Annotated in this window: 19 protein-coding genes; 14 read left to right on the forward strand and 5 right to left on the reverse strand. The window is 62.4% G+C overall.

Translation table 11 applies throughout. The annotated features are described in order from the left end of the window. Position 1: 1 nt before the first annotated feature. The 9 genes from SPH52_RS00435 to fnr all read left to right on the forward strand — a co-directional run bounded on the left by SPH52_RS00435 (position 2) and on the right by fnr (position 9,081). The gene (locus tag SPH52_RS00435; RefSeq protein ID WP_411793019.1) at positions 2-244 is read left to right on the forward strand and encodes a cbb3-type cytochrome oxidase subunit 3; all 243 of its coding nucleotides are present in this window, start codon (positions 2-4) and stop codon (positions 242-244) included. Further along, positions 241-1,170, forward strand: coding sequence for a cytochrome-c oxidase, cbb3-type subunit III (gene ccoP, locus SPH52_RS00440; protein WP_411793020.1), 930 nt, complete (start codon positions 241-243; stop codon positions 1,168-1,170). The genes SPH52_RS00435 and ccoP overlap by 4 nt, the downstream gene beginning before the upstream one ends. A 129-nt stretch (positions 1,171-1,299) precedes the next feature. Next, positions 1,300-2,739 (forward strand): cytochrome c oxidase accessory protein CcoG, encoded by a 1,440-nt coding sequence (ccoG, locus tag SPH52_RS00445; RefSeq protein WP_411793021.1) that lies wholly within the window; start codon positions 1,300-1,302, stop codon positions 2,737-2,739. A gap of 5 nt (positions 2,740-2,744) precedes the next feature. Continuing rightward, the gene (locus tag SPH52_RS00450) at positions 2,745-3,254 is read left to right on the forward strand and encodes a FixH family protein (protein WP_411793022.1); all 510 of its coding nucleotides are present in this window, start codon (positions 2,745-2,747) and stop codon (positions 3,252-3,254) included. Between the two features lie 35 nt (positions 3,255-3,289). After that, positions 3,290-5,764 (forward strand): heavy metal translocating P-type ATPase, encoded by a 2,475-nt coding sequence (locus SPH52_RS00455; protein WP_411793593.1) that lies wholly within the window; start codon positions 3,290-3,292, stop codon positions 5,762-5,764. Then, positions 5,761-5,994 carry a cbb3-type cytochrome oxidase assembly protein CcoS gene (gene ccoS / locus SPH52_RS00460; protein ID WP_411793023.1) on the forward strand — a complete coding sequence of 78 codons (234 nt, stop codon included), beginning with the start codon at positions 5,761-5,763 and terminating at the stop codon, positions 5,992-5,994. Before SPH52_RS00455 ends, ccoS begins: the two co-directional genes overlap by 4 nt. Then, positions 5,994-6,695 (forward strand): sulfite exporter TauE/SafE family protein, encoded by a 702-nt coding sequence (locus SPH52_RS00465; protein WP_411793024.1) that lies wholly within the window; start codon positions 5,994-5,996, stop codon positions 6,693-6,695. The genes ccoS and SPH52_RS00465 overlap by 1 nt, the downstream gene beginning before the upstream one ends. A gap of 105 nt (positions 6,696-6,800) precedes the next feature. Next, on the forward strand, positions 6,801-8,216 hold the full coding sequence (gene hemN / locus SPH52_RS00470) for an oxygen-independent coproporphyrinogen III oxidase (protein ID WP_411793025.1): 1,416 nt from the start codon (positions 6,801-6,803) through the stop codon (positions 8,214-8,216). Between the two features lie 118 nt (positions 8,217-8,334). Beyond that, a complete protein-coding gene (fnr, locus tag SPH52_RS00475) occupies positions 8,335-9,081 on the forward strand; it encodes a fumarate/nitrate reduction transcriptional regulator Fnr (RefSeq protein WP_411793026.1) in 747 nt (248 codons plus the stop codon). A gap of 94 nt (positions 9,082-9,175) precedes the next feature. Here fnr and ttcA read toward each other — a convergent pair whose 3' ends face one another. The 3 genes from ttcA to SPH52_RS00490 form a co-directional block, all read right to left on the reverse strand. After that, the gene (gene ttcA, locus SPH52_RS00480; protein WP_411793594.1) at positions 9,176-10,114 is read right to left on the reverse strand and encodes a tRNA 2-thiocytidine(32) synthetase TtcA; all 939 of its coding nucleotides are present in this window, start codon (positions 10,112-10,114) and stop codon (positions 9,176-9,178) included. 113 nt (positions 10,115-10,227) lie between these two features. After that, a complete protein-coding gene (locus tag SPH52_RS00485) occupies positions 10,228-10,857 on the reverse strand; it encodes a 3'-5' exonuclease (RefSeq protein ID WP_411793027.1) in 630 nt (209 codons plus the stop codon). A 44-nt stretch (positions 10,858-10,901) separates the two neighbouring features. Beyond that, entirely contained in the window at positions 10,902-12,740 is a 1,839-nt protein-coding gene (locus SPH52_RS00490; RefSeq protein ID WP_411793028.1) for a DUF294 nucleotidyltransferase-like domain-containing protein, read from the reverse strand. 704 nt (positions 12,741-13,444) lie between these two features. Between SPH52_RS00490 and SPH52_RS00495 the strand changes: the two genes are divergently transcribed. The 4 genes from SPH52_RS00495 (at position 13,445) to SPH52_RS00510 (ending at position 20,153) form a co-directional block, all read left to right on the forward strand. Beyond that, positions 13,445-13,705 (forward strand): DUF4212 domain-containing protein, encoded by a 261-nt coding sequence (locus SPH52_RS00495; protein ID WP_411793029.1) that lies wholly within the window; start codon positions 13,445-13,447, stop codon positions 13,703-13,705. Positions 13,706-13,711: 6 nt separating this feature from the next. Beyond that, the gene (locus tag SPH52_RS00500) at positions 13,712-15,508 is read left to right on the forward strand and encodes a sodium:solute symporter family protein (RefSeq protein WP_411793030.1); all 1,797 of its coding nucleotides are present in this window, start codon (positions 13,712-13,714) and stop codon (positions 15,506-15,508) included. 89 nt (positions 15,509-15,597) lie between these two features. After that, positions 15,598-16,113, forward strand: a complete 516-nt coding sequence (locus SPH52_RS00505; RefSeq protein ID WP_411793031.1) for a hypothetical protein — start codon at positions 15,598-15,600, stop codon at positions 16,111-16,113. Positions 16,114-16,205: 92 nt separating this feature from the next. Beyond that, entirely contained in the window at positions 16,206-20,153 is a 3,948-nt protein-coding gene (locus tag SPH52_RS00510; RefSeq protein ID WP_411793032.1) for a NahK/ErcS family hybrid sensor histidine kinase/response regulator, read from the forward strand. A gap of 115 nt (positions 20,154-20,268) precedes the next feature. Here SPH52_RS00510 and SPH52_RS00515 read toward each other — a convergent pair whose 3' ends face one another. After that, the gene (locus SPH52_RS00515; RefSeq protein ID WP_411793033.1) at positions 20,269-20,931 is read right to left on the reverse strand and encodes a LuxR C-terminal-related transcriptional regulator; all 663 of its coding nucleotides are present in this window, start codon (positions 20,929-20,931) and stop codon (positions 20,269-20,271) included. A gap of 319 nt (positions 20,932-21,250) precedes the next feature. Here SPH52_RS00515 and SPH52_RS00520 point away from each other — a divergent pair, with 319 nt between their 5' ends. Further along, complete coding sequence (locus SPH52_RS00520; protein ID WP_411793034.1) at positions 21,251-21,406, forward strand: general stress protein; 156 nt, start codon at positions 21,251-21,253, stop codon at positions 21,404-21,406. Between the two features lie 235 nt (positions 21,407-21,641). Here the strand turns inward: SPH52_RS00520 and SPH52_RS00525 are convergent, their stop codons facing one another. Next, complete coding sequence (locus tag SPH52_RS00525; RefSeq protein WP_411793035.1) at positions 21,642-23,684, reverse strand: CocE/NonD family hydrolase; 2,043 nt, start codon at positions 23,682-23,684, stop codon at positions 21,642-21,644. Positions 23,685-23,692: the final 8 nt, after the last annotated feature.

Genomic DNA, 23,692 nt, shown 5'->3' on the forward strand with positions numbered 1-23,692 from the left:
CATGGATACCGGGACCTTTCGCGGCATCATCACTTTTCTGCTGATCGTGGCATTCATAGGCATCACCTGGTGGGCCTATTCCCGGCGGCGCAAGCCGGACTTCGACGAAGCGGCCAACCTGCCCTTCGTCGAGGACGATGAGCCACTCAACCGTGACAGCACCAGCGCCTCGCAGCGGCATGCGAAGAATGAATCGAACAGCGCAGCCGATTCCCGAAACGACAGGGGAGATAAAAACACATGAGCAATCTTTGGGATGACTCCCTTTCCGGGTTCTGGAGCGCCTGGATCATTGTGATAACGCTGGGCTCAATCGCCTTCGCATTCTGGATCCTGTACGCCAACCGCAAGACCGACAAGGTGCCCGATGCCGACGGCAACGTGGAAACCACCGGACATGCGGCCGACGAGATCGAGGAGTACGACAACCCGCTGCCGCGCTGGTGGTTCCAACTGTATGTCGCCACCGTGGTGTTCTCGCTCGGCTACCTGCTGCTGTACCCGGGGCTGGGTAACTTCGCTGGCCTGCTCGGCTGGACCCAGGAAGGTCAATGGGAGCAGGAAGTCGCTCGCGCCGAAGAGCGCTTCACGCCGATCTTCGCCCAGTACCAGGAGATCCCCATTCCAGAGCTGGCACGCGACGCCGATGCCATGCAGGTGGCCGAACGGATCTACCAGAACAACTGCGCGGTGTGTCACGGCGCCAATGCCCGAGGCGGTTATGGCTTTCCCAACCTGACCAACGACGATTGGCTGTACGGCGGCGAACCCGAGCAGATCGTGACCACCCTGGTGCGCGGGCGTAACGGCCTGATGCCCTCCTGGCAGCAGCTCGGCCAGAGCAACATCGAGAACGTGACCCAGTTCGTGCTGTCGCTGTCCGATCTGGAGCACGACGCCGAACGCGCCGAACAGGGTGGAGCGGTCTACGCCTCGGTGTGTGCAGCTTGTCACGGCCAGGAAGGTACCGGTAACCAGGCATTGGGCGCCCCCAACCTGACCAACGATACCTGGCTCTACCAGGCGCCCGGTCAAAGCGTTGCCGACTCTGTGCGCCAGACCCTGCGCAACGGCCGCAACGGTCACATGCCGGCTCAGGAAGCCTATATCGGTGAAGAGCGCGTTCATCTGGTTGCGGCTTACGTCTACAGCCTGCGCCTGCGAGACTGAGGCCCACCCAGCAGCGGCAGAGTGCGACGTCGAGTCGCACTCTGCCCGCCTCGCCCCGGGCTCTCGATACAATGAAGCCACTTCATTGCCTTCCCTCTGCGGGCCAGCGTTGCCCGTCGCGAGTCCAACATGAACGATAAGATTCCCACGCGTGACGTGACCCCGGAACCGGTGGGCCACCACAGCCCGCGTGGCGCGGTGCAGCAGGAGATGTACGCCAAGCGACGCCACATCTACGTGCGCGAGATCAAGGGCCTGTTCCAGCGCCTGCGCCGGCTGTCGAACTGGTTCCTGATGCTGGCCTTCTTCGGCCTGCCCTGGCTCACCTGGGGCGATCGGCCGTTGATCTGGTTCGACCTGCCCGGACGTGAATTCCACATCTTCGCAGCAACCTTCTACCCCCAGGAATTCATCCTGCTCTCGTGGCTGCTGATCATCTGCGCCTTCGGCCTGTTCTTCATTACCGTATTCGCCGGTCGCGTATGGTGCGGCTATACCTGCCCCCAGAGCGTGTGGACCTTTCTCTACATCTGGGTGGAGCACCGCCTCGAGGGTTCACGCAACCGACGCATCAAGCTCGACCGCGAGCCGATGAGCGTCGACAAGGCATGGCGCAAGAGCGCCAAGCACGCCGTCTGGCTGGCTATTGCGCTGGCGACGGGCGTGACCTTCGTCGGTTACTTCACCCCGATACGCGAACTGGCCGTGGAGCTGCCCACCCTCGAGGCCCACGGCTGGTCCTATTTCTGGGTCGGCTTCTTTCTGGTCTTCACCTATCTCAATGCCGGCTGGCTGCGCGAGCAGGTGTGCATCTACATGTGCCCCTATGCCCGCTTCCAGTCGGTAATGTTCGACGCCGATACCCTGATCGTTTCCTACGACACCAGCCGTGGCGAGCCCAGGGGGTCGCGCAAGAAGAGCCTGAGCCATGCCGAGGCCCGCGAGGCCGGCCATGGCGACTGCATCGACTGCGACCTCTGTGTACAGGTCTGCCCCACCGGAATCGACATTCGCGATGGTCTGCAGTACGAATGCATCACTTGCGCGGCCTGTATCGATGCCTGCGACAGCGTGATGGACCGGATGAACTATCCGCGTGGCCTGATCCGCTACACTACCGAGAACGCCCTGGAAGGAAAGCGCTCCCATATCCTGCGCCCCCGCCTGCTAGGCTACTTCGCCGCGCTGATGGTGATGGTCGGCCTGTTCGTCTGGGCGCTGGGCGATCGCATGCCCCTCAATTTCGAGGCCGAGCGCGAGCGTGGCCAGCTCTACCAGATGACCCGTGACGGGCGCATCAGCAACGTCTATACCCTGACGGTGCGCAATCTCGACGACCGGGAGCATACCTACCACCTCGCAGTGAGTGGGCTGCCCGGCCTGGAACTGGATACCGAGACGCTGCGGGTACCGGCCGGCACCTCGCGGCTCTTCGCCGTTCAGGTCACCGCCGACCCGGCGGTACTGGAGCTACCCAGCCATACCATTCAGCTGCTGTTGCAGTCACAAGACAACGAGCGCATCGCGCTCGAGCGAGAAACCCGCTTCATCGGTGAAACCCGGAGATGAATCACATGACGACCCCCTCCCCCTGGTACAAGCAGTTCTGGCCGTGGTTTCTGCTCGGGCTGCTGATGCTGTCGATCAGCGTAAGTTCGACCTTTGCCGTGCTGGCCGTGCGCTCCGCCGATGGCATGGTCCAGGAGGACTATTACGAACACGGTCGCGCCATCAACATGGTCCTGGCCAAGCAGCAGCGTGCTCATGAGCTGAACCTGGCCGCGGATCTGCGCATCGACCCCATGACCAGCGACATCATCGTGCAGCTCGACGGCGATGACCGCCCCGAGAGGCTCTACCTGCGCCTGATCTTCCCGACCCAGGACGATCGCGACCAGGATCTCGTGCTCGAACACGTGCGCGACGGCCGCTACCTTGGCCAGGCACCCGACAACCTGCGCTACCGCTGGTACCTGCAGCTTCATCCCAGCGCAGAACAACCCGAGTGGCGTCTGGTCGGCGAGGCCAGCCTTCCCAGCGAGGAGAGTTTCAGCCTCACGCCGGGCGTGCAGCAGCGTAGCTGACACGAGCGATGTGACCACACTTGACGCATGACGACATGACCCTGGCCGCCAGTAACGTGAAGCCCACCGAAAGCTGTTATCACTGCGGCAGCCTGGTTCCGGCAGGGGCACCTTGGTCGATTGCCCTCGATGACGGCAGGCACCCGCTGTGCTGCCCCGGCTGCGAGGCGGTGGCTCACGCCATCGTCGATGGCGGCCTGGCCAGCTACTACCGCTTTCGCACCGAACTGCCCGAGCGCCCCGACGAGCGCCAGGCGGTCAAGGCCGAGACCTGGGCGGTATTCGACGATCCCGGGCTGCAGCGCCAGTTCGTGCATACCGATGGCGACAACGGCGAGGTCCATGCGACCCTGGCGGTGGATGGCATCACCTGTGCCGCCTGCGCCTGGCTGATCGAACACCGCCTCAACGCCTTGGAGGGCGTGACCTCCAGCGCTGTCAACCTCAGCCATCACCGCGTACGCGTGGCCTGGGATCCGGCCCGACTCAAGCTTTCAAACATCCTCGCCGAGATGGCCGCCATCGGCTACAGCGCTCAGCCCTACGAGCCCGACGCTGCCCAGCAGCGGCTGCAGCACGAGGAGCGCATGAACATCCGCCGGCTGATCATCGCCGCGGTGGGCATGGCCCAGGTGATGATGTTCTCGATCCCCATCTACGTGGCCGGCCCCGGTGAGATCAGTGAGGATTTCTACGCCCTGTTCCACTGGCTGTCGTTCGCCCTGGCCACACCGGTGGTGTTCTTCTCGGCCGTCCCCTTCTTCCGTAATGCCGTACGCGACCTGCGCACCCGCGTACTGGGCATGGACGTGCCGGTCTCCATCGCCATTGGCGGCGCCTATCTCGCCAGCGGCTATGCCGTGCTGTCAGGCACGGGCGAGGTCTATTTCGACTCGGTGGCGATGTTCACCTTCTTCCTGCTCTTCGGCCGCTACGTGGAAGCGCGGGCGCGCCGGCGCAGCGGCCACACCGGTAACGTTCTGGCCGGTGCCCTGCCGCTCTCTGCCGTGCGCCTGGAAGCCAATGACGAGGAGCGCATCCTGCCGGCCAGCGAGCTCGCCGCCGGTGACCGGGTGCTGATCAAGCCTGGCCACGGTGTGCCCGCCGATGGTGTCATCGAAGAGGGCGAATCGAGCCTCGACGAATCGATGCTCACCGGCGAGTACCTGCCGGTGAACCGCCGCGTCGGCGACGCCGTCACCGGCGGCAGCCAGAACATTGAAAGCCCATTGGTAGTACGCGTTACCCACGCCGGCAAGGAGGCGCGGGTGGCGGGCATCGTCGACCTGACCGACCGCGCCTTCGCCAGCCGCCCGCGCCTGGCCCAGATGGCCGCACGCATGTCGCACCTGTTCGTGCTGCGCCTGCTGGTGGTGACCGTCTGCGTAACCACCGCCTGGTGGTTCATCGACCCCAGCCGCATGCTGTGGGTCATGCTTTCGGTACTGGTGGTGACCTGCCCTTGCGCCCTGGCGCTGGCGACACCTACCGCCCTCACCGCGGGGCATGGACAGCTGCGCCGCCGTGGGGTGCTGATCACCCGTGCCGATGCCATCGAGTCACTGTCTCAGGTCGACCGGGTCATCTTCGACAAGACCGGCACGCTGACCTGCGGTGAAATGCAGCTCGTCGACACCCGCCCGCTCGGTGAGCTTCAGCCGGAGCGCGCCAAGGTGATCGCCGCGGCGCTGGAGGCTTACTCGGAACACCCCATTGCCCGCGCCTTCCGCCCCTGGCGCGACGCCACGATGGAGACAAGCGAGCGGACCAGCCGCACCGGCCTGGGCGTAGAGGGAGTGATCGAAGGCCGTCGCTGGCGCCTGGGGCGACCCGACTTCGCGGCTCCCGAGCACAAGCTCACCGCCCCGGGCGATGGCCAGTGGCTGCTGCTCGGCGAGGAAGGCGAACCCCGCGTCTGGTTTGCCCTGCGTGACCGGCTGCGCGACGATGCCATCGAGACCATGGTGGCGCTGAAGGCTCGCGGCGTCCAGGTGGAACTGCTCTCTGGCGACACGGCCGATGCCGTGCGCACCATGGCACAGCAGCTCGGCATCGATACCTGGCAGGCCGGCGCCAGCCCGGAAGACAAACTGGCCCGCATTCGCCAGTGCCAGGCCGCCGGCGAGAAGGTGGCCATGATCGGCGACGGTATCAACGACGTGCCGGTGCTGGCCGGGGCCGACGTATCCATCGCCATGAACGGCGCCACCGACCTGGCCCGCACCAGCGCCGATGCCGTGTTGCTGAGCCCGCGCCTGATGCGTATCGTCGAGTCGATCGAGATAGCCCGTGCCACCCGCCGCATCATGCGCCAGAACATGATCTGGTCGGTGTGCTACAACTTCTCTGCCCTGCCCCTGGCCGCCATCGGCATCGTGCCGCCATGGGTCGCGGCGCTAGGCATGTCGGGAAGCTCGCTGGTGGTTGTGGGCAATGCACTGCGTCTCAATCGCTTCCATATGCGCCCCAACCCGACGCCGAGCCCCGATGCGCAACTGGTGAATGCATGACGATCCTCTATCTGCTCATTCCGCTCTCCCTGATCCTGCTCGGCCTGGCCGTGTGGGCTTTTTTCTGGGCGGTCAAGAACGATCAGTTCGAGGACCTGGAGGGCCCGGCCCACCGCATTCTCTTCGACGAGGACGAGAACGACCTGACGCCGGCGGAGCGCGAAAAACGGCGGCAGGCCGCCCAGCGCAAGCCGGCCGATGGGAATGGCGACGGCCCGGCGGCGCGCTGATGGACCCTACCGGACTCGGCCTGCCACCGCTGCTGGCGGCCTTCGTCTTCGGCCTGCTCGGTGGTGCGCACTGCATCGGCATGTGTGGCGGCATCATGAGCGCGCTGACCTTCGCCGTGCCGCCCAGTATGCGCAGTCCCGCAAGGCTTTCGGGGCTGCTGCTGGGCTACAACCTGGGCCGCATCCTGAGCTACATGGTCGCCGGGGCGCTGGTCGCCTCGCTTGGTACCGTCCTGGCGCTCACCCCTGCCACGCGGATCGTCCTGCAGGTGTTCGCTGCCGCGATGCTGATTCTGATGGCGCTCTACATTGCCAACTGGTGGAAGGGGCTGCTCAGGGTGGAGGCTCTTGGCCGGCACCTGTGGCGCTACCTGGAGCCTCTTGGCAAACGCCTGATGCCGGTGGTGAAGATTCCCCAGGCCATCGGCCTCGGCGCGGTGTGGGGCTGGCTACCCTGTGGGCTGGTCTACTCGATGCTGGCCTGGAGCCTGGCCACGGCAGACCCACTGCGCGGCGCAGCGCTGATGGGTGCGTTCGGACTCGGTACCCTGCCTGCACTGCTGGTCACCGGTTTCGCCGCCCGCCAGTTGGGTGCGCTGATCCGTCACCCGGCGACCCGTACCATCGCGGCACTCTCCATCATCGCCTTCGCCCTGTGGCAGCTCTTTGCACTATTGCCGCATGGCATGGCAGGGCATTAAAGGCGCTGTCCCGGGACGGCATTGACACTTCGTTTGACGCAGCTCAATCCACCTAGGGCGGTGTATCGCTACATTGTGTCAACGCTAGCCTTTCGGAGTGCCATCATGTCCGTTCCCGCGATGTCCGTGCATCGAGCGATGGCCGATCCATTCGCCTGGAACGAGGCCCTGTTGCGGCGCTACGACACTCATGGCCCGCGCTATACCTCGTACCCCACTGCCAATTCGTTCAGTGACGATTTTGGCGTGGAGGCCTACCAGGCCGCCCTTGCCCGCAGCAATGCCGACGGCAGGCCGCTGTCGATCTACGTCCATATCCCCTTTTGCCGCAAGGCTTGCCATTATTGTGCCTGCAACAAGATAGCCACCAAGAACGCCAAGGTGGCGGAGCCCTACATCTCGCGCCTCGATCGGGAAATGGTGCTGATCAAGCCCTACCTGGATACGCGTCGCGAAGTGGCACAGCTGCACTGGGGTGGCGGCACCCCGAGCTTTCTCAGCCTCGATCAGATGAGCGATCTGATCGACCGGCTCGACGCGCGCTTTGGCCTCTCCAGCGCCCGTGAGCGCGACTACGCCATCGAGATCGACCCGCGTGAGGCCGACGTCTTCACCTTGCGCCACCTGCAGGCGCTGGGGTTCAATCGCTTGAGTCTCGGCGTTCAGGACCTGGACCCCAAGGTGCAGCGCGCCGTGAACAGGGTCCAGCCACGCATTCTCACCGAGGCCCTGCTCGACGAAGCCGATCGCCTCGGCTTTCGCTCGCTCAACCTGGACCTGATCTACGGCCTGCCTTTTCAGACTCGCGACAGCTTCGCCACCACCCTGTCACAAGTGATCGCCATGGCACCGGCGCGCCTTTCGGTGTTCAACTATGCTCATATGCCGGAGCGCTTTACCGCCCAACGGCACATTCGCGCCGAAGACCTGCCTCGGCCCGAGGAGAAACTGGCGATACTGCGCACTACCATCGCCATGCTGACCGAGGCGGGCTACGTGCACATCGGCATGGATCACTTCGCCCGCACCAGCGACAGCCTGGCCATCGCCCAGCGCGAAGGCACGCTACAGCGCAACTTCCAGGGCTATTCCAGTCATGCCCAATGCGACCTGGTTGGGCTAGGCGTCTCGGCCATCTCCTGCATCGATGACGCCTATGCCCAGAACCACACCAGCCTTGACGCCTATGAAGCGGCCCTCGACGGCAGCCGCTTGCCCACCGCAAGAGGTATCCGGCTGAACTTCGACGACCGTGTCAGACAGCATGCCATCGAGCGGCTGATGTGCGACATGGAGCTGGACATGGCCGAGCTGAGCGAAACCTTCGGCATCGATGCTCCCCGTTACCTGGCGGATGCCCTGGCACGGCTGGAGAACCTCCAGCGCGACGGGCTCGCGCTCATGGAAGGGCCGCGGATTATTGCAACCCCCATCGGCCGGCTGCTGATCCGACACCTGGCCATGGCCTTCGATGCCCGCTCGCCGCTGCTGCCCGATGCTCAGTTCTCACGCATCGTCTGACCTCAAAGGGCTAGCAAGAAAGTTCTAAACATACTGCGGCCAAAGGTCGCAAGAGGCATTTTACCGGCTACAATAATGCTCCATAATGCGTCAATGATAACGATCCAGGAGGTGGAGCATGCCGGTCAACGCGGCCAATGCAGTCGGCAAGCGGCGTTCGTTGCTGCATGAAACCCGCTGCCAGAACTGCAGCTTGAGTTCGCTATGCCTGCCTCTCGCCCTGGAGCTCGAGGACATGGAGCAGTTCGACGCCATCATCCGGCGTCGCTCACCCTTGAAGAAGGGCGAATCGCTGTTCCGTCAGGGCAGCGCCTTCAGCAGTGTCTTTGCCGTGCGCTCAGGCAGCCTCAAGCAGGTCACCACCGAGGGCTCCGGCGACGACCAGGTCACCAATTTCTACCTGCCCAGCGAACTGGTCGGCCTCGATGGCATCGACGAAGAGATCTATCCCGGCAGCGTGATCGCGCTCGAGACCACCACCGTGTGCGAGATCCCCTTCGATCGTCTCGACAGTCTTTCCGAGCAGTTGCCCGAGCTACGAGGCCAGCTCTACCGCAGCATGAGCAAGGAGCTGCGCGATGACCGCAAGATGATGCGCCTGCTGTCACGCAAGACCGCCGATCAGCGCCTGGCCAGCTTCTTCTCCAGCCTGTCGGACCGCTTCCGCCGCCGCGGCTACTCGCCCTACAGCTTCCGCCTCTCCATGTCGCGTGCTGATATCGGCAACTACCTGGGCCTGGCCGTGGAAACGGTCAGCCGCATCCTGGGGCGCTTCCAGCAGCAAGGGCTGGTCGAGGTCTCTGGGCGCGAAGTGAACATTCTCAATCTCGAGGCATTGGTGGCCCAGGCGCAGGACGATCACTGAGCCCATAATTCGCAACTCCGATCGAAGAGACCCGCCCGGCAATGCCGAGCGGGTCTCTCTGTTTGGTCTCTGTTTGGCGGCACTAACCGGCTATTCAGCGATTGTGCGAAAGCTCCAGCGCGTCGATTCGACGCTCGCGCATCCGCACCTGCTTGGACTCCAGCCCTTCGAAGTCGAACAGCTCACGGTCGGCCAACTGAGACGGTGCCACGTTGGTCACCGCCTTGAACATGGTTTCAATGCGCCCAGGATGCTTGCGCTCCCATTCGGAAAGCATCTCCTTGACCACCTGGCGCTGCATGTTGGGCTGTGAGCCACACAGGTTGCAGGGAATGATGGGAAAGTCCATCAGCCGTGCGAATTCGGCGATATCCGCCTCGCGGCAGTAGGCCAGGGGACGAATGACGATATTCTTGCCGTCATCCGAGAGCAGCTTGGGCGGCATGGCCTTGAGACTACCGCCATAGAACATGTTGAGAAACAGCGTCTCGAGAATGTCCTCGCGATGATGGCCCAGCGCCACCTTTGTCGCACCGATCTCCTCGGCGAAGCCGTAGAGGGAGCCGCGACGCAGCCGTGAGCAGAGCGCACAGGTGGTCTTGCCCTCCGGCGTCTTCTCCTTCACCACCGAATAGGTGTCACGCTCGAGAATGTAGTACTCGACGCCGATGGACTCGAGATATTCGGGCAGCACGTGTTCGGGGAAGCCCGGCTGCTTCTGGTCGAGATTGACCGCCACCAGCGAGAAACTTACCGGCGCATTGCGCTGCAGGTTGCGCAGGATTTCGAGCAGGGTGTAGCTGTCCTTGCCACCTGACAGGCAGACCATGACGCGATCGCCCTCGCGGATCATGCCGTAGTCGACGATGGCATTGCCCACTTGACGTCGCAGGCGCTTCTGCAACTTGTTGAATTCGCGCCGGGCCTTGGCATCGAGCGCCTCCAAGGGGGAGGTCTCTACGCCATTGCCCTGCTCTTGATGAGCATCAGGGCCGTCGGCAATATGAGGATTGAAAATCACGGCGTCTTGCATGGTCACGGACTGCCAGAGCGTGGTGGATGACGGTGGCCATCCTACCATCGCCTCGTCCCAGTGGCGACGCCGTGGCGTCATGCCGGCGCAATTTACCAGGTTGTTTCACCACTTCACGCCTCGCGGCGATCAGGCATCGCAACACGCTCCAGGCGCAGGTACATCAACGCCGTGGTCACGGCATCGCCGAGCGCGGTGTTGCGCCCCATGACCGGCACGCCAAGAGTTTCCGCTACCGCCTCGAAGCGCTGCGAACGCGGCTCCGGCTCCATGACGCTGCGACGCTGTTGGCGATGAAACAGCTGTGCCACATCGATCCCGCTGTTGGGCAGGTCGAAACCGAAGCGAGGCCGAATCTGGCGATTGAGAATGGCCAGGTCGAAGTCCAGCCGCCAGCCCAGCAGCGGGCGGTTGCCAATGAAGTCGAGCAGTGTCACCAAGGCTTCATCCAGACTGACGCCATCGTCGAGATCGATACCCCGCAGCCCATGCACGCGGATCGAGTCGCCAGTCAGCGTGGCGGGGCGCTTGAGGCGCAAGTCCAGCGACTCGCTGGTCAGCACCCTGTCGCCGCGCACCTTGACCGCACCGATGGATACGGGCTCGGCGGTACGCGTATCGACACCGGTAGTCTCGCAGTCGATAGCCACCAGCTCATCCCCGGTGTAGGGATGAAAAAGCCAGCCATACTCGCCGCCGGCATGGCGACGACGATCATGGGCCCGGCGTAATGCTCGAAACATGCCGTTCCTCCTTGGTTCCTGTCTGCCTGCCGCGGTTGCCATTCTCAGGAGTATTCGAGGTGGTAACGCTGCGACAGGCTCTGCTTGAAATCCTTGACGATGTGCAGCGCTTCACGCAGCAGGTCACGCTCCAGTGACGACAGCTGCTGAACCACGACACGATCCGGACTCTGGTTATCGATATCGCCACCCAAGCGCTCCAGTTGCTGTTTCAGGCGCAATTCGGTGAACAACGACAGCGCCTCGGCCAGATCCTCGGCGACTCGCTCTTCCAATCTTCCATCCGCCGCCAGAGCCTCGAGCCGCTCCAGGGTGGAAGTGGGTTTGATGCGACGCTCCAGCGCCATGGTGCGCACCCCATGCACGATCGGGAAGATGCCGCCCTTCTTGATGTCGATGCCGTGCTGAGGCTTCTTTAGCGAGCCGAACAGGGTCAGAGGCGTGGAGAAGCGCAGCGCCGTGCGAGCGAAATAGGAAAGAAGGATCTCGTCACGCGAGCACTGCTCGAAGAGGGCCTGGCGTACGCGGTCGAGCAGCGCCGGGTTGCCCGCCACGGCATGGGAATCGAGCATGATGGCAAGTTTCATCAGGCTGTCTCCGTCACGCTTCTCTGCCCAGCGGGCAATGCGTTCCCGCCACTGGGAAACGGACCCCACCCAGTCGGGGTTGCTGACCATGATGTTGCCGGGACAGGGCGGGTAACCCAGTTCGATCAGTGTTTCGGTGAGTCGCTGCATCTGCTCACCCACAGCAGGCCATTCGAGTCCGTCGGCGAGTATCAGGCCGTTGTCCTGGTCGGTCTTGAGAATCTGCTCACCCCGTCCTTCACTACCCATCACCATCAGACAGCTGTCGGCGTGATAACGCTCGTCGATTAGAAAGCCCCAGGCCTTGGACATGATGCGCCCGTTGAGCGCCGCCAGCAGGCCCATGGCGAAGCGCAGCTTGACGCCTTGCGCCATCAGCGCCTTGACCAACTCGGGTGTACGGCGACTGGCGCGGAACAGGGCATCGAGACTATCTGCCTGTTCCACTTGCAGGCTCACCACATAGCTACGGCTGGAGAAATAGCTGAGTACGTCGGTGAGTTCCACCACACCGATCGGTGAGACTTTTTCCTGTTCCTGTTTCTGCTCCAATACCACGACCCGTTCCACCTTGAAGCGGGTCATCATGACGAGGACTTCGAACAGGTACTGATCGGGGCGTACCGTGACCAGCTCGAAATGAGCGATATCCTGAAGCGGACTCTCCTTCTCACGCTCCTGAAGCACCAGCGCTTCGAGCAGGTCGGTCTTGGTCACCATACCCGTGCCGCTCTCGCCTTCCACCAGCAGGCTGTCGGCGTGACTCTCATGCAACCTGAGCACCGCCTCGGCGATGGTCGTCCCCGGTCCCATGCACAACGGTGGGCGCATGCACTCTTCGACCCGTGCCAGCATGAAGCCGGCCATGGTCATACCTCCCTCTGCCCGCTGTTCGGTCAGCAGGCGCGCCTTGTGGGCCAATGTTTGACGGAAGAATTCGGCAAAAGCGGGGTAATCGTCAGCAAGCTGCAGGAACAGCGCCTTGGGCAACAGATAGCAAAGGCTTTCTTGCTCGGCGCGGAAGCGGTAGCGGCTCTTGCCATTGAGGATGCTGATGGCCCCGAAGAGATCGCCGGCCGTATAGTGACCGATCCGCTCGCGCGCGCCCGGCTGCGTGGTGTCCAGTTCGGCCACCTCCCCCTTGTGGATGAGGAAGACGTACTCACCGGGCTGACCGGTTTCGAGGATGATCTCGTCACGATCGAAATAGGCCAGGTCGATGCCATTGCGAACGCGCTCACGCCCCTCTTCGTCCAGAAAGGAGAACGGGGGTTGGGAAAGATCGACATCGACCATGCTGTAGCCCTCGTTGTGCGGCCGCCATCGCCGTCAGCACCCGAACGAGTCCGAAGGGAGGCCTGGCGAACAGGTCGCAATACCAAGGGAAACCCATGCCTGGGCCATCTACGTCCCTGTCGCCCGAAACAATAAAGAAACATTCCCTCGCTATATTTCGATGTGACCCACATCGAACAGGACTTCTCGAGGCAGAATAACAGTCCCGACTTTCGAGACATAACCTAGACCAACGTCCAAGAGAGTTGACTACAGGGGTTTTCAATCAGTACTAGACAATGGTCTTACAGAAGAGATATAGACAAAAGTTCAATGCTAGACAATCGTCCTAACACACAGGTTGCGATATCTCTAACCTCCACGAAAAGATAAGACAAGTCAATGATATTAAAAGCAAAATTAAAACATAAGAGCATTACAGTTTGCTCATGATACCAAAGTCTGGGATTTTATTTTCCTGATTTATTGACCACTATTGCTCATGAGTCATTCGGGGGAGACGTACCTTGATAACGCGGCTCGATGATCGGTAACCAGAAATGGTGGGAAGTGCGGCTCGTCCGCAGGGAGCATGGGAACTTAAGGCACTTGCCAGCGCCATTGACCATACCACCCGACCCGAATCGCCCAGCGCGAACCCCGATGAAGCTTGGCAACCCCTCTTGGCGACTTCCCAACCTTAACAACAAGTGGAGAGCATCACTATGGCAGATGATAAAACCAATGCTGCTGCATACTGGAAGGCGAACGTACGCCTCATAACCGGGTGCATGATCGTCTGGGCATTCGTTTCGTACGGCTGCGCCATCCTGTTTCGCCCCCTTCTTTCAGGCATCCCGATCGGCGGCACCGATCTCGGATTCTGGTTCGCCCAGCAGGGATCCATCCTGACCTTCATCGGCTTGATCTTCTTCTACGCCTGGAAGATGAACAAGCTCGATCAGAAGTTCGGTCTCGGGGAGTAAGCCAGCATGAGTCAGTTTGCCATTAACCTTCTCTTCGTGGGCGGCTCTTTCGCCCTCTATATCGGCATTGCCATCTGGGCCCGTGCCGGTTCGACCAAGGACTTCTATGTCGCCGGCGGTGGCGTTCACCCGATCACCAACGGCATGGCCACCGCGGCCGACTGGATGTCCGCGGCCTCCTTCATCTCCATGGCCGGCCTGCTGGCTTCCGGCGGCTATGCCAACTCCACCTTCCTGATGGGCTGGACCGGCGGCTACGTGATTCTGGCCATGCTGCTTGCGCCCTATCTGCGCAAATTCGGCAAGTTCACCGTGCCCGACTTCATCGGTGACCGCTTCTATAGCAAGACGGCCCGTATCGTTGCCGTCGTGTGTCTGATCGTCGCCTCGGTGACCTACGTCATCGGCCAGATGACCGGCGCTGGCGTTGCCTTCTCGCGCTTCCTCGAGGTGCCCAGCAGCGTGGGTATCTGGATCGCCGCGGGTATCGTCTTCCTGTACGCCGTATTCGGCGGCATGAAGGGCATCACCTATACCCAGGTGGCCCAGTACATCGTGCTGATCGTCGCCTACACGATTCCGGCTGTGTTCATTGCCTTGCAACTGACAGGCAATCCGATTCCGATGTTCGGCATGTTCAGCACCCATACCGAATCCGGCATCCCCCTGCTGGCCAAGCTCGACGAAGTGGTCACTGCATTGGGTTTCCGTGACTACACCGCCGATGTGGACAACAAGCTCAACATGGTGCTGTTCACCCTGTCGCTGATGATCGGTACCGCCGGCCTGCCCCACGTCATCATCCGTTTCTTCACCGTGCCCAAGGTCGCCGACGCGCGCTGGTCCGCTGGCTGGGCGCTGGTGTTCATCGCCCTGCTCTACCTGACCGCACCGGCCGTGGGCTCCATGGCACGCCTCAACCTGGCCACCACCATTTTCCCGGACATGGCCGGCCAGGTTCAGGACTATGAAGAAGCGGCAGACAATGCGCTGCTCTACGAAGAGCGTCCGGACTGGGTACGCACCTGGGAAGAGACAGGACTGCTCACCTTTACCGATCGCAATAACGACGGGCGCATCCAGATGTACAACGATGCCAACCCGGCCTTCCAACCGATCGCCGAGCAGCGCGGCTGGGAAGGCAACGAGTTGACGGTGAACAACGACATCCTGGTACTGGCGAATCCGGAAATCGCCAACCTGCCGGGCTGGGTCGTGGGTCTGATCGCAGCCGGGGGTATAGCGGCGGCACTCTCCACTGCGGCGGGCCTGCTGCTGGCCATTTCCTCGGCCATCAGTCATGACCTGATCAAGAACACCATCAATCCCAACATCACCGAGAAGGGTGAGATGCTGGCGGCACGGATCTCCATGGCCGGTGCCATCCTGCTGGCGACCTACCTGGGCCTCAACCCGCCAGGGTTCGCCGCGCAGACCGTGGCACTCGCCTTCGGTATCGCTGCCGCCTCGCTGTTCCCGGTGCTGATGATGGGTATCTTCTCCACTCGGATGAACAGCAAGGGCGCCATCTGCGGCATGCTGGCCGGCCTGATCGCCACCCTGCTCTACATCTTCACCTACCTGGGCTGGTTCTTCATCCCTGGCACCAACATGCTGCCGAATACCCAAGACAACTGGATCATGGGCATCTCGCCGCTCTCCTTCGGTGCCGTGGGTGCGATGATCAACTTCGCCGTGGCCTATGCGGTCTCCACCGCGACCGAGGAGCCGCCGCAGGAGATTCAGGACCTGGTGCAAAGCGTGCGTTATCCGAAAGGCGCTGGCGTCGCACTCGACCACTAAGCCATAATGACCCCGGCCCGAAGCGGGCCGGGAACCAGTCCCAATCGGGCTTCCCTCCGGGAAGCCCGATTGTTTTAGAAGGTAGCGCTATGATATGGCACTTGATTGCGGCGATCTTCGCCGGCCTGGGTGCTGCGGGCATCGGCTTGATACTGCGCCTGGCCAGTGGCAAGCGGCTTCCGAAGTGGATCGTTCCGGTATTCGCCGGCCTGGGGATGCTGGGCTACCAGATCCACTACGAATACTCCTGGTTCGACCACAAGCAGGACCAGCTACCCGCCACGGCTACGGTGATACAAACCGAGCAGGACAGCATGGTTTGGCGGCCCTGGACCTACCTGTATCCAATGACGGTGGCCTTCAGCATCGTCGACCGAAACAGCATGGTGTCCCGGCAGGCGGACGATCAGGAGCTGGTCGAGTTCATTCTCTACCGCTTCGAGAAGGAGTATGTGGATCAGCTTCATCACCAGCCGTATCTGATCAACTGCTCCTCGGCCGAGCTGGTACCGCTCAGCGAGGGCAACCGCCAGCCACGCCTCGATGCCCTGCGCACACTGGACGAGGAATCGCGCCTCTACCAGGCGGTCTGCTCGCACGAGTGAGTCTCGGCACCCCGCCGACACCGCCCCTCGGCCCGAGTGTTCTCGGGCCGATATCGCTTTAGAATGGTCGGCACTTGCCGGGGGGAGGAATCATGTTTGCCGGTTGGCTGCTGATCGCGGTTTCACTGCTCTACATCGCCGTCCTGTTCGGCATCGCCTGGCTTGGCGATCGCAACGCCCGTCGGCGTGGCGCCAGTCGCCAGCGTCCGGTCATCTATATCCTGGCACTGGCGATCTACTGCACCTCCTGGAGCTTCTATGGTGCGGTCGGCCAGGCCGCGACTTCTGGCTGGTCCTTTGCCAGTATCTATGTCGGGCCGATTCTTACCTTTCTGCTGTTCTGGCCAGTACTCGCCAAGATGATTCGCGTCGCCAAGCGGCAGAACATCACCTCGATCGCCGACTTCATCGCCTCGCGCTACGGCAAGGCGCAGTCCCTGGCGGCCTTTGCCAGCCTGGTCGCACTGATCGGCACGCTGCCCTACATCGCCCTGCAGCTGAAAGCCGTATCGACCTCGTTTGCCGTACTGACGGATGCGGCCGATATCACCCACACTCCGCTCTTTGCCGATACGGCCTTCTTCGTTGCCATCGTGATGGCAGCGTTCGCCATCCTGTTCGGTACGCGCCACACCGATGCCACTGAACACCATGAAGGATTGATCCACGCCGTCGCCTTCGAGTCGATGGTCAAGCTGCTGGCCTTTCTGATCCTAGGCGCCTATGTCACCTGGGGCATGTTCGATGGACTTGGTGAGCTGATGGCGCTGGCTGACACTCAGATGGAGCTTCAGCGCCAGCTCGCCGACCAGGACTTCGGTCGAGGTTTCTGGGCCCAGACGCTGCTGGCGATGCTGGCGATCTTCTGCCTGCCTCGCCAGTTCCACGTCGCCGTGGTGGAGAACACCCACCCCGATGATGCCGCCAAGGCACGCTGGCTATTCCCGCTCTACCTGGTGGCGTTCGCCTTCTTCATCCTGCCCATCGCCGCCGCGGGCCTGGCCCTGTTCCCCGACGGCTCTGTGGAACCCGACACCTTCGTGCTGGCACTACCCATGGCCGCCGGCCAACAGTGGCTGACCCTGCTCACCTACATCGGCGGCTTCTCCGCAGCGACCGGCATGGTCATCGTGGCCACGGTCGCGGTATCGATCATGATCTCCAACGAGATCGTGATCCCGCTGCTGTTCCGCCTGCGCTGGCTGGATGCTCGCCCGCGCGATTACGGGCGGCTGGTGCTGCAGGCACGGCGCATCACCATCTGCGTCATCCTGGCGCTGGCCTACGGTTTCTATCACCTGATCGCTGAGTTCACCTCACTGGCGTCCATCGGCATGCTCTCCTTCGCTGCAGCGGCCCAGTTCGCCCCTGCCCTGCTCGGCGGGCTCTACTGGAAGCGCGGCAACCGGCTAGGGGTGGTGGTGGGCATGAACGCCGGATTCGCCATCTGGGCCTACAGCCTGCTGATGCCGGGAATGATTCAGGCTGGCGTACTGCCAGCCGACTGGCTTGTCGGCGGCCCCTTCGGCCACCCCTGGCTGACGCCCACCTCGCTGTTCGGGCTCAACTTCGGTGACTCTTTCACCCATGGGGTGATGCTCTCCCTCGGGGTCAACCTGTTCTGCTATATCTTCGTTTCCCAGCTCACCTCACAGCGGGTGGTAGAGCGTATCCAGGCCTCGCTGTTCGTCGACAGCGTCGAGACCCGCCAGACTTCGATCAATCGCCCCTGGACCGGCGCTACTACCGTTGGTGACCTGAAGGTGCTATGCGAACGCTTCCTCGGTGCCAGCCAGGTAGCTCGCGCCTTCGACGACTACGCCCGGCGCACCGGCAAGCCGCTGGAGGACGGCAACCGCGCCTCCATCGACGTGATTCAGTTTACCGAGCGTTTCCTGGCCTCGGTGCTCGGCGCCTCTTCGGCGCGCATCGTGGTCAACTCGGCGCTGCAGGGGCGCGGTATCGGCATCTCCGACGTTATCTCTATCGTCGACGAAGCTTCCCAGGTGCTGGAGTTCAACCGTGCCCTGCTGCAGGCCACCATCGAGAACATCAACCAGGGCATCAGCGTGGTCGATCAGAACATGCGCCTGGTGGTATGGAACCAGCGCTATCTGGAGCTGTTCCGCTTTCCCGACCACTTGATCCGGGTCGGCGCACCAATGGACAAGATCTTCCGTTACAACGCCCACAACGGCGAGTACGGCCCCGGCGACCCGGAAGAGCACGTGCAACTGCTGATCGACAACATTCGGGACGGCCAGCCTCACCGCTACGTGCGCTACCGCCAGGACGGCAGCGTGCTCGAAGTACAGGGCAACCCCATGCCGGGGGGCGGCTTCGTCTATACCTACCAAGACATCACCCAACAGAAGCGCATCGAGGAGGCGCTGATACGCTCAGAGAACAACATCCGCATCTACACCGACAACGTACCTGCGCTGATCGCCTACTTCGACAAGGAGTGCCGCTACCTCTTCACCAACCGCGCCTACGAGCAGGCCTTCGGCATTGATCGCAACGAGGTCATCGGCAAGCACGTCAACAGTGTCATCAGCGACGAGATGGCCCGCGAGCGCGAGCCCTGGATTCATCGGGCCTTAGCTGGCGAACGGGTCAGCTTCGAGGTGTCGCTGCGCCTCGGCGACGACCTGCGCTACATGCTGGTGACCTATACCCCGCACTTCGGCGACAGTGGCGCAATACTGGGCTTCTTCGCGCTCTACCAGGACATCACCGAGCGGCGCCTGGCCGAGATCGCCCTCAAGGAGACCAACGAGACCCTGGAAGAGCGGGTACGCGAACGGACCCAGGCACTCTCGGAAGCCAACACCGCACTGCGCCAAGAGAACCGGGTGCGAGCCGAAGCCGAGCAGGCGCTGCGCCAAGCCAAGCAGGTGGCGGAGGATGCCAACGCCTCCAAGACTCGCTTCCTTGCTGCCGCCAGCCATGACCTGCTGCAGCCACTCAATGCCGCACGCCTGTTCACTTCGGCGCTGTCGAACGAGATAGATGCCAGCGACATGAAGCGCACCATCGGCCATATCGACAATTCGCTGCAGGCCGCCGAGGAACTGCTCGGCACCCTGCTCGACATCTCCAAGCTCGATGCCGGTGCTCTCACCCCACGGCGCAACCACTTCGCGCTGGCGGATATCTTCCGCCCCCTGCGCGCCGAATTCGAAGTCATGGCCGAGGAGCGCGGCCTCGACCTGGTGGTGGTCCCGACCCGTGCCTGGGTCGACAGCGATCCCCAGATGTTGCGGCGAATCGTGCAGAACTTCCTGTCGAACGCCCTGCGCTATACCCAAGAGGGCCGGGTGCTGCTGGGTTGCAGGCGACGCGGTGCGCGCTTGACCATCGAGGTGTGGGACTCGGGCCCGGGTATCCCCGAATCCAAGCAGGCGGAGATCTTCCAGGAATTCCGCCGTCTGGACCAGGCCTCACGCCACAAGGAGAGCGAAAAAGGCCTGGGCCTGGGTCTGTCGATCGCTGACCGCATGAGCCGCGTACTCGATCACCCGATCAAGGTTTTCTCCCGGGAGGGTATCGGCACCATGTTCTCGGTCAGCGTGCCTGTGGTGGCCGCACGCAGCGAGGCAGAACGCGCCGAAGAAGCCGCCTCGCCGCGGCGTGCGGGCAACAAATTGGTGGGCACTCGCATTCTGTGCGTCGACAACGAGACGTTGATCCTGGAAGGCATGAAAGCAATGCTATCGGGCTGGGGCTGTGAGGTGTATACCGCCACCACCATCGGCGGCGCCAAATCGGTCCTGCGCAATCTCGACGGCGAGCCGGATGCGATACTGGCCGACTACCATCTCGACAACGAAGTCACCGGCCTGATGGCGCTGGAGGCCCTGAGCGAGCGGTTGCAAGGTGCGGTGCCAGGCATCGTCATCACCGCCGATCGCACCGAGGAGGTGGCCGAGGAGATCCGCCGCAGCGGCTATCATCTGCTGCAGAAGCCAGTGCGTCCTGCCGCCCTGCGCGCCCTGTTGACCCGCACGCTGCAGGCCAGCCGAGCCCCTAGCGCTTAACAGGAAGGCAGCCTAAACGAAACCGCCTCCGCGGCAAGACCAGGGAGGCGGATTTTCTTTTTTTCTTTCAAGCTTCCAGCCGCGAAGCGCCGCTCTTGAAGCTCCTGTTCGAAGATCAGGACTCCACCTTGGGCGGCTCCACCTCGAGCTTCTGGGCGGCGATGACCGCCTGGGTGCGCGAGTGCACCCCCAACTTGCGCAGGATGGCGGTGACGTGAGCCTTGATGGTGGCCTCTGAGACGTTCAGCTCGTAGGCAATCTGCTTGTTGAGCAGGCCTTCAGTGAGCATGTTGAGAACCCGGAACTGCTGCGGTGTCAGCGAGGCGATAGCCTCAGCGAAACGGGTCTCCTCTTCGTTGGCATCACCCAGGGAGTCGGCCAGCTCCTGGGGCAGCCACACCTCACCGTCGAGAATCTCTCCCACCGCCTCGGCGATCAGTTGCAAGGAGGAGGACTTGGGAATGAAGCCAGAAGCTCCATAGTCGATCGCTCGGCGTACCACGTAGGGCTCATCACTGCCGGAAACCACTGCCACCGGGATATCCGGGGTCTGCCCGCGCAGTTGTATCAAGCCGGAAAAGCCATGAGCGCCCGGCATGTGTAGATCGAGCAGGATCAGGTCGGCATCGGGATGACGGGTGACGACCTCGCAGGTCGCCTCCATGGTGTCGGCTTCGACGATCTCGGCCTGGGGAGCCAGCTGGCGCAGCGCCTGCGTCAGCGCTGCTCGGAACAGCGGATGGTCATCGGCAACGATGAATTTCTGGGCAAAGGCCATGGATTCTCCTCCGGTTCCTCGAGCTCGGGGCTTGGGGCCGCCGCTTCAGGCTCTTCGATTGTTCACCGCATGTTACCCCATGCTTGGGCGCTTCCCAAGCATGGGAAGCGAGTTGTCGACAATACTTTCCGACTTGTCCCACTTCGAACGGGCAATAAAGACAATTTTCTTTTCACATGGAAACAGCAATCCTCTTGATGGCCTTGGAAAGCGACTTCTATCTTCAGAGACGATGGCAGACGCCAGCAGTGCCGGATTCCCGGTAAATGGAAGTACGTGCATGGGAAGTCCATGCGGAAAGGATTCAAGGAGATTTACTATGGCACAGCGCAACCAGAACCCCGGTAATTTCGCCAACGATCCGAAGAAAGCCTCCCAGGCCGGCCAGAAAGGTGGTCAGAACAGTGGCGGCAACTTCTCCAACGACCGCCAGAAGGCTTCTGAAGCCGGTCGCAAGGGGGGGAAGAACAGCTGATTACTCTGTCTTATTGATCTCAATCAACCAAGCTGCCGGGAAGCTGCCGGCAGCTTTTTCCCTGCCCCTCCCGCCAGTTTTTGCGAGCCATGCATGTGTCTCCCTCCCTGATCATACGATCTTGGCACGTGGTGAAAGATCTTCGACAGACGACAAAAGCGCCAGACGACAAAAGCGCCAGACGACAAAAGCGCCGCCTCTCCGCGAAGCGGCGCTTTAGCGTCGAGGCCGGAACCTACATATGATCGCGCGGAATCACCTTTTCCCAGTTCTTTGAGAAGACCCGGTACTCGTCCTCGTAGGCATCGAGCTGGGCATGGACGAAGAAATTACTCTCGTCGCAGCTCAATATGGTGCGCGTATAGACTTCCACGTTCCAATCGTCACGTTTGAAGGTACGCTCGGTATAGGTCTCACCGCGCGCCGAGGTAAAGTCGTCGTTGACGGTGGTGTACCACTCGCGGGTGCTGCGCCTGATCTCGGTACCGATGTCCTCGATACGAAAGTGCCCCTGGTCGTTGATCACCTCGAGGGTCGCTTCCTTTGTCGCCAGGTCGCGATGCAGCAGCCAGTTGTGTTCGCTGGCAGCGAAGGTATGGACGTCCAGAGGCGGCGCCTCCTGGGGCTCGTCGAATGCGGACAGGCGCAGGTCCTCCTCGCCCGGGGTTCGTTCCGGCAGCACCAGCGCGCTGCTGTCGGGATAGATGTCGACCTGAGCCGGCTCCGGCGGCAGCCAGGCCAGGGGCCAGTAGGAGGTCGAAACCGACACGCGTAGCTGGTGTCCCTTCGGGAAACGCTGGGCGATACCGTTCATCGGGATGCGCACCCGATAGCGGCGGTGCGGTATCAGCGGTTCGGGGTTGGCATCGCTGTCACGATGCGACAGGTTGAGCAGACCATAGGTGACTCGGGTCGACTTACCGTCCGGTGCCACGTCGGAAAGACGCACCGCCAGCATCGCCTGCGGTTTGTCGCAGGAGAGTTCGAGCTCAACCGCGGGCATACCGAAGATATCGAGCGGCTCGGCCAGTTGGCGACTGCTGAAGATCAGCGAGCCGCCGTCCTCCTCGCGCTGGTCACCCGGCAGGTCCGGCGTGGCGGCATAGGAGCACCACTTGCCCGCCGCCAGGCCGACGCTTAGCGGAGACTGCAGCGCCAGGGCACTCTCCTGCCCCTCGCGCTGGTGCGGGCCGCCATGCCCCTCGCCCATGTGGATGGTATAAGGGCCTAGCCCGTAGCGGCGCTCCTGAATGTTACTCGAAGGCCAGCCGGATTCGGCGATCCAGCGCCCGGGGCGCTCCTCATAGGAAGTATCAGGCGGCACGCTGTCCTGCTGCCAGGCGCGCAGCATGGGTTCCTCCATGATGCCGGTGTCCTTGCCCTTCAGCCAATGGTCCCACCAGCGCAGGGCCTCCTGGAGAAAGCCAATGGCCGGCCCCGGAAGTCCCTGGTGTGGATACTTGTGGCCCCAAGGGCCAATCAGACCTTTGCGTGGCACCTCGAGATGCTGCATCAGGCGCAGAACGGTATTGGTAAAGCCGTCGGCCCAACCGCCAATGGCATACACAGGGCACTGGATTGCCAAGTAGTCTTCGTTGATCGAGCTGGTGGACCAGTAGGGGCCGCGTCGCTGGTGCTCGAGCCAGGGCTCGAGCCACAGGCCGCTGTTCTCCATGCGGTCGAACCACATGTCGCGCCAGCGATTGCCGACGATCTGGGGGTCCGGCGGTAGGGTATTGAAGGCGAACATGACAGTTGCCTCGGAGAGGTTGTCGCCGAGCAGGCAGCCGCCCATGTAATGCATGTTGTCCGCATAGAGATCATCGCTCGAGCAGATACTGATGATCGCCTTGAGCGCCGGCGGCTGCTTGGCGGCTACCTGGAGGCTATTGAAGCCCCCCCAGGAGATGCCCATCATGCCGACGTTGCCGTCGCACCAGGGCTGCTCGGCGAGCCAGGCGATGGCGTCGACACCGTCCTCCTGCTCCTGCTGGGTGTATTCGTCGGTCACCACCCCATCGGAGTCGCCGCTGCCACGCATGTCGACGCGGACACAGACATAGCCATGGCCCGCCATGTAGGCGTGATTGGCGGCATCACGTGCTCGGGTAATGTCTCGCTTGCGATAGGGAATGTATTCCATGATCGCCGGCATAGGCGTACTCTCGGCCCCCTCCGGCAGCCAGATCCTGGCTGCCAGCTGAGCCCCATCGCGCATGGGGATGAAGACGTTCTCGATCTCGCGAACCTTGTAGGGAAACGAATCTACGACACTCACGGTTCCTC

The organism is Halomonas sp. A29, from assembly GCF_046723295.1.
In the GTDB taxonomy this organism is placed as follows: Bacteria; Pseudomonadota; Gammaproteobacteria; order Pseudomonadales; family Halomonadaceae; genus Halomonas.